The organism is Luteitalea sp., from assembly GCF_044337415.1.
In the GTDB taxonomy this organism is placed as follows: domain Bacteria; phylum Acidobacteriota; class Vicinamibacteria; order Vicinamibacterales; family Vicinamibacteraceae; genus Luteitalea.
Window position 1 is genome coordinate 1 of record NZ_JBIINP010000206.1, and the last position, 6,787, is coordinate 6,787.

Annotated in this window: 6 protein-coding genes; 3 read left to right on the plus strand and 3 right to left on the minus strand. The window is 72.4% G+C overall.

Translation table 11 applies throughout. From position 1 onward, the window contains the following. Nucleotides 1-186: 186 nt before the first annotated feature. Nucleotides 187-2,445, plus strand: a complete 2,259-nt coding sequence (locus ACIRDX_RS19010; RefSeq protein WP_396627016.1) for a protein O-mannosyl-transferase family — start codon at nucleotides 187-189, stop codon at nucleotides 2,443-2,445. A gap of 102 nt (nucleotides 2,446-2,547) precedes the next feature. After that, nucleotides 2,548-3,129 (plus strand): OmpA family protein, encoded by a 582-nt coding sequence (locus ACIRDX_RS19015; RefSeq protein WP_396627017.1) that lies wholly within the window; start codon nucleotides 2,548-2,550, stop codon nucleotides 3,127-3,129. Nucleotides 3,130-3,295: 166 nt separating this feature from the next. Here the strand turns inward: ACIRDX_RS19015 and pyrF are convergent, their stop codons facing one another. From pyrF to ACIRDX_RS19030, 3 genes are read right to left on the minus strand one after another with little or no spacing between them, the layout of a single operon-like run. Then, nucleotides 3,296-3,997, minus strand: coding sequence for an orotidine-5'-phosphate decarboxylase (gene pyrF, locus ACIRDX_RS19020; RefSeq protein ID WP_396627018.1), 702 nt, complete (start codon nucleotides 3,995-3,997; stop codon nucleotides 3,296-3,298). After that, nucleotides 3,982-4,935, minus strand: coding sequence for a dihydroorotate dehydrogenase (locus tag ACIRDX_RS19025; RefSeq protein WP_396627019.1), 954 nt, complete (start codon nucleotides 4,933-4,935; stop codon nucleotides 3,982-3,984). The genes pyrF and ACIRDX_RS19025 overlap by 16 nt, the downstream gene beginning before the upstream one ends. Next, nucleotides 4,928-5,770 (minus strand): dihydroorotate dehydrogenase electron transfer subunit, encoded by an 843-nt coding sequence (locus ACIRDX_RS19030; RefSeq protein ID WP_396627020.1) that lies wholly within the window; start codon nucleotides 5,768-5,770, stop codon nucleotides 4,928-4,930. Before ACIRDX_RS19030 ends, ACIRDX_RS19025 begins: the two co-directional genes overlap by 8 nt. Nucleotides 5,771-5,784: 14 nt before the next feature. Here ACIRDX_RS19030 and ACIRDX_RS19035 point away from each other — a divergent pair. After that, the coding region (locus ACIRDX_RS19035; RefSeq protein WP_396627021.1) for an alkaline phosphatase family protein at nucleotides 5,785-6,787 on the plus strand (1,003 nt) is incomplete at its 3' end.

Below are 6,787 nucleotides of genomic sequence, written 5' to 3' on the forward strand. Positions count from 1 at the left end.
CGACGACGACGAGGAGTGGGACGACGAGGACGAGGGCGAGGAAGACGACGAGGACGAGGACGAAGACGACCTCGGCTGGGACGACGACGAGGATGACCTCGACGAGGACGACGAGTAGGCGCGCGCCCCGGCGCCCGTCCTTCGCGTGATCTCCCTGCGGCCTGCCCCCCACGGCAGGCCGCTGCCATGATGCGCGGCACTGCACCGCTGGACCGGCTCGTGCCGGGAATCGCCGCGCTCTTCCTGTGCGCGCACCTCGCGTGGCTGCCCCGCCACCTCGAGGACATCGACTCGATCAACTTCGCGCTCGGCCTGCAGCACTACGACGTGGCCGCGCACCAGCCGCACCCGCCCGGCTATCCGGTGTTCATGGTGCTGGCGCGCGGCGTGTCGACGGCGCTCGCGCCCCTCGTGCCGGATCCGCACACGCGCGCCGCCATCGCGATGGCGTTGCTGGCGGGACTCGCCGGCGCCCTCGCGCTGCTCCTGCTGCACCGCATCCTGCTGATCCTGCTGCGAGACACGTCAGCAGACACGCACGCATCGACGCCCGCGCTGGTGGTGCTGCTGGTGGCGGCGGCGCCGCTGTTCTGGATCTCTGCAGCGAGGCCCCTGAGCGACATGGCGGGCCTTGCGGCCGCGCTCGCGTGCCAGTGGTGGCTGCTGCGGGCGCGCTGGCGCCTCGAGCCGTACCGCACCGCGTTGATCGCGGCGCTGGTGTGCGGCCTGGCCACCGGCGTGCGATCGCAGGTGACGTGGCTGGCGGTGCCGATGCTCGCCTGGGTGACCGTGGGCATCGCGCGGCGCTTCGACCTGCGTGCGGCGCTGGGCATGGCCGCGGCGTCGCTGGCGGGCGTGCTCGCGTGGGCCGTGCCGATGGTGTGGATGACCGGCGGCCTCGAGGCCTACCGGGCGGCGCTGGCGTCGCAGGCGGGCGAGGACTTCGAGGGCGTGCCGATGCTGTTCCTGCAACCAGGCGTGCGTCGCCTGATCGCGGCGCTCCTCGATACGTTCGTGTCGCCGTGGGGATGGTGGCCCGTCGCCGTCGTGGTGATCACGCTCGCGATCGCCGGGGTGCTGGCCCTGCGTGTCCGCACCGCGTTGGCGACATGGCTGGCACTGGGATTCCTCCCGTACCTCGCCTACCACCTGGCGTTCCAGGAGACGGAGACCACGCGGTACGCCCTGCCGCTGGTGGTGCCGGTGGCCACGCTCGCCGTGCTGGCGCTGGTGCGCTGGGTACCCCGCCAGGCCCGGGTGGCGGGCGTGCTCGGCGCAGGGCTGCTGCTCGGCGTCTCGCTGCATGCGCACCAGCAGTACCTCGAGACGGGGGCCACGGCCGCCGAGGCGGTCACGCGCCTGGCCGCGTCGGCCAGCGCTCCCGGCGACACGGTGCTCATGCATCGCCGGGTGTGGGCCGAGACGCGGCGTGCTCGCGCTGCCCTGACGCCGTCGCCCACGTACACGCTCCTGCCGTCGCCGCGATCGCACGAGTGGCAGGGGGCCCTTGACGTGTGGCGGCGGGGCCAGCGCGAGGTGTGGTGGCTGGTCGATCCGCGTCGGGGCGATCGCGTGGCGGTCGATCCGCGCGCCTTCCGGCTGGAGTCGCGCGTGCGCTGGCCGTTGCCGGTGGCGGCGGTGCTCGGCGGCATGCGCCCGCATGCCTTCGACATCCATCGCGTCGTGTCGCCGCAGTGGATGCTTCGCGATGGCTGGGGCCTGTCGCCCGAACTGGCCGGCCTGTCGGCCGCCGCCGGGCAGGGGCCATCGTCGACCGGCAGCAGCGCGCTCGTTCGCGCGCACGAGGTGCGGTCGACGCTCGTGGTCGGCGGGCGGCACGTGGCGCCTGCGGGAGCGCCTCCGGCCACGATCGAGATTCGCGCGGGCGATCGGTACGCCACGCGGGTGGAGGTGCCTGCGGGGCCGTTCGCGATCGTGCGCACGCTCCCGAGCCTGGCCGGGGCGGAGCCCTACGTGCCGCTCGAGGTGCGCGCCATGGGCGTGCAGGGCAGCGAGCGAATCTTCCTCGAGCAGTTCGACGCGCAACCGGAGGGCACCCCGGTGGTGGCCCTGGGGCAGGGCTGGTACGAGCCCGAGCGCGACGTCGCGACAGGGCGGCAGTGGCGATGGGTGGGCGACGAGAGCCATCTGGACATCGCCGGTGGCGCAGGCAGGGTGCGGATGGTGGTCGCGGGCACGTATCCGCGTCACTACGATCGACAGCCCGTGCTCGAGATGTTCGTCGATGGCCGGCGTGTCGCCCGCCATGAACTGTCGCGTCCGTTCAGTCTCGATCAGGTGCTCGAGGTGCGTTCGTCGGACGCGCGGACGCGCGTCACGTGGCGGGTGTCGCCCTCGTTCGTGGCGGGTGAGCAGACGGGGACGGCCGACGCTCGACGGCTGGCGCTGGAGATTGGCACGCTTCGAGTCGATCGCCTGCGTTGACACGCCGGTGGCACGCCGATAGGCTGTGGCACGATGCAACGCGTGACGGTGTCGCCTGCGGCGCCGTGTCCCCCACCTTTCTCTCCCGGGAGTCTCGGATCGATGTCTCGACTGCGTGTCGTGCTGCCTGCTGTCGGTCTGTGTGTGGCCCTCGGTGTCGCGGGGTGCGCCAAGAAGGCGCCCGCCCCGGCGCCGCCTCCGCCTGCCCCACCGCCAGCCACCACGCCGGCGCCCCCGCCGCCACCGCCTCCTCCGCCGCCGCCACCCGCGCCGGCGCCAGAGGCGCCGCGGCCGCTGACCGAAGAGGAGCTCTTCGCGAAGAAGACCCTCGAGGAAGTGAACGCCGAGAAGCCGCTCGGTGACGTGTTCTTCGGGTACGACAGCTCGCAGCTCTCCGACGAGGGGCGCGCCGCCGTGCAGAAGAACATGGAGTGGCTGAAGAAGTGGACCGGCACGCGCGTGCTGGTCGAGGGACACTGCGACAACCGCGGCACGCCCGAGTACAACCTCGCGCTCGGCGAGCAGCGTGCGGCCGCCGTGCGTGACTACCTCGTGAGCCTGGGCCTGCCGGCCGAGCGCGTCACGATCGTCAGCAAGGGCGAGGAGCAGCCGTTCTGCACGGACGAAGCCGAGAGCTGCTTCTCGCAGAACCGCCGCGGCCACTTCCTGATCACGGCGAAGTAGGTCATCGGCCAACCGGGCCGATGGCTTGCGAAGGAATGACAAGGGCCCGACTCGTCGGGCCCTTTGTCGTTCGGTGGGGCGCGGTCTCCCCTTCGACTCCGCTCAGGGTATGCGACCGCGCCGCTATCGACAGCGGCCGCGTGGGACACGCGGCCCTACCTCTGTGTCAACCGATCTCGTCGTTGATCGCGGCCGCTGCGGCCGCCGGATCGGCCGCGCCGGTGATCGGGCGGCCGATCACGAGGTAGCTCGCGCCGGCCTGGACGGCCTCGCGCGGTGTCATCGTGCGCGCCTGGTCGTCCTTGCTGGACGACGCGGGGCGGATGCCCGGCGTGACGATCGCGAAGTCGGGGCCGCAGGTCTCGCGGATCAGCCCGATCTCCTGCGGCGACGCGACGACGCCATCGATGCCGGCCTTCTGCGCGAGCGCGGCAAGCCGCTGCACCTGCGCCCGAACGCCATCCCCCGCGCCCACCTCCGCCAGCCTCGCGTTGTCGAGACTGGTGAGCACCGTCACGCCGACGATCAGGGGACGTGTGCCGCCGGTCTTCGCGGCTTCCTCGTGCGCCGCGTCGCGGGCGGCCTTCAGCATGTCGTGCCCGCCGCTGGCGTGCACGGTCATCATCCAGGCGCCGAGCCGCGTGCCGGCGCGCACGGCCCCGGCCACGGTGTTCGGGATGTCGTGGAACTTCAGGTCGAGGAACAGCCGCAGCCCGCGGTCGACGATGGGCGCGACGGCCGCCGGCCCCTCGCTCACGAAGAGCTGCTTGCCGACCTTGAAGCCGCCGACGTGCGGCGCCAGCTGCTGGACGAGCGTGTCGGCCTGCGCGATGCGGTCGACGTCGAGGGCGATCAGGATGGGCGACATGCGGGTGCCGGGGCAGCCTTCTTCTTCGGGATGTCGACGCCGCCCACGAGGTCGGCCAGGCGCGTGATGCCGTGCCGCGTGCAGTAGGCCTCGAGGTCAGCCATCACCGTCGACCAGATGAACGGATCGGCGAAGTTGGCCGTGCCGATCTGGACGGCGTTGGCGCCGGCGAGCATGAACTCGAGCACGTCGGCGGCGTTGGCGATGCCGCCCATGCCGACGATGGGGATCTTCACCGCCTGGCGGCACTCGTAGGTCATGCGCACGGCGATGGGGCGGATGGCCGGGCCGCTGAGGCCGCCCATCACGTTGGTGAGCTTCGGCTTGCGCGTCTCGACGTCGATCGCCATGGCGAGGAACGTGTTGACGAGCGAGATCGCGTCGGCGCCGGCCTCCTCGGCCGCGCGGGCGAACGACGCCACGTCGGTCACGTTGGGCGTCAGCTTCGGCATGATGGGCAGGTTCGTCGCCTTGCGCACCGCCGACACGACGTCGTGCGTGCCCGGCAGGCTGCACCCGAACTGGATGCCGCCTTCCTTGATGTTCGGGCACGAGATGTTCAGCTCGATGCCGGCGACGCCCTCGTGATCCGAGAGCACCTTGCACACCTCGACGTACTCGTCGAGGGTCACGCCGCACACGTTGACGATCGTCGTCGCGCCCAGCGCGCGCAGCTCCGGCAGCCGCTCCTTCACGAAGCGGTGCACGCCGATGCCCTGCAGGCCGATGGCGTTCAGCATGCCGCCGGGCGTCTCGACGATGCGCGGCGGCGCGTGGCCCTCGCGCTCGGTCATGAACAGGCCCTTGACCACGACCGCGCCGAGCTGCGACAGGTCGAGGGCGTCCTTGTACTCGACGCCGTAGCCGAAGCAGCCGCTTGCGGCCATCAGCGGGTTGGCGAGCGTGAGCGGGCCGAGCGGGGTGGTGAAATCAACCATGGTGCGCCAGCCCTTCCCACTGCAGCGTGCTGGCGGCGAACACCGGGCCATTGGTGCACGAGCGGACGAAGTGCGATCCGCCGTCGGCGGTCTTCACCGGGACGACGCAGCTGTAACAGCCGCCCATGCCGCACCCCATCACCTGCTCGAGCGACACCCAGGCCTCGCGGCCGGCGGCCGCCGCGCGTTCGGCGACGGCCTGCATCATCGGCGTCGGGCCGCAGCAGTAGATCGCCACGGGCGCCTCGGCCGCGGTGTCGCGCAGGGCCGCCTCGAGCGGCAGCGTGATGCGCCCGTGCGTGCCACGGCTGCCGTCCTCGGTGGCCAGCACCAGGTCGACGCCGCGCTCGGCGAACCACTCCGCGTAGTAGAGGTCCTCGCCGCGTCGCGCGCCGTAGAACAGGGTGAGCGGCACGCCCTGCGCCGACAGCGCCTCGGTGAGCGTCGCGAACGGCGCCAGTCCGACACCGCCGGCCACCATCCACGCCCGCGTCGGCGCCTCGACGAGCGGCCACGGCTGGCCGAGCGGGCCGAGCACGCCGAGGCGGTCGCCTTCCCGCGCGTCGAACAGCTGGCCGGTCCCGATGCCGATCCGCTTGTTGAGGATGCTGATGCCGAGCGGCGTGCCGTCGGCGCCCCGCACGATCTCGAAGATGGAGAAGGGTCGGCGCAGCAGCGGCTCGAGGCCGGGCTTCGTCTTGACCATGACGAACTGCCCCGGCCGGGCGGCCGCCGCGATTGCCGGGGCGGCGAGCGTGACGACGTTGTACTCTGCCGACAGCGCGCGATTGCCGAGTACGTCGGCCTGCACGTCCACGATCATCCCGGGCAGCATAGCGCATCCCTCTCATGCCGTACCTGCGACTGCTGACCAACGCGCTGGTGGCCGGCGCCCTCGGCGCGGTCATGCTGCTGCACCTGGTGCTGCTGCTGAACCCGCAGGCGCCGCTGCATCCGGGCGTGCTGTTCTCCCTGGGCTGGCGGCTCGGGCTCACGGCCGGGTTGCTGCTGGCGGCGGCGTTCTTCTTCGCCAGCCTGGTCCGCTACCTCTCCACCAGGCGAGGGCCCGGCTGGCTCAGCCTGCGGCTGCTAGCGTGGATGACCACCCTGGTCGTGGGGCTCGGCGCGCTGCTGGCGTGGCTGAACCTCTCGGCGTACCAGGCATCGCTGACGCCCGGCGCCGCCCGCCGTGGCGCAGTGGTCGCGCTCACTCTCGCCATCTCCGCCTTCGTCCTGCTGCTGATCGCGCTCGTGCACTACGGGTTCGGTCGCCGGGGCAGCCGCGTGGGTGGCGCGTTGCTGGGCATCGCCGTGGTGGCCGCCATGGTGTTGCCGCTTGTGGCACGCGGCCCCGCCGAACCGGGCGCCGGTCCGGCCAGGGGCGTCCGCCCGGTCGATGCCACGCTGCGCGAGCCGCCGGCGGGGCGCGTGTGGATCATCCTGCTCGACGGCGCGTCGCTCGATTACGTCTCGCCCGCGGCGGCGCAGGGCCGGCTCCCGAACTTCGGCCGACTGCTCGATGGCGGCGCCTACCTGACGCTGTTCTCGATCGAGCCACGGCAGCCGTCGCCCATCTGGGCCTCGGTCGCGACGGGGCGGTATCCGCCGGGCACCGCCATCCGCGCCCACGATCGGTACCGAGGGGGCTGGGCCACGCTCGACCTCCTGCCGCGCTACGTGTTCGCCGACCTGCTGGTGCTGTCGGGCGTGCTCACGGCCACTCCTCACCGCGTGGAGGACCTGCGGGGCGCCCCGTTGTGGCGCATCCTCGATGCCTCCGGGTTTCCTGCCGTGACGGCGGCCTGGCCGTTCGCGGTGCAGGGCGCCTCGGGGCGGGGCCGCATCCTGCCGG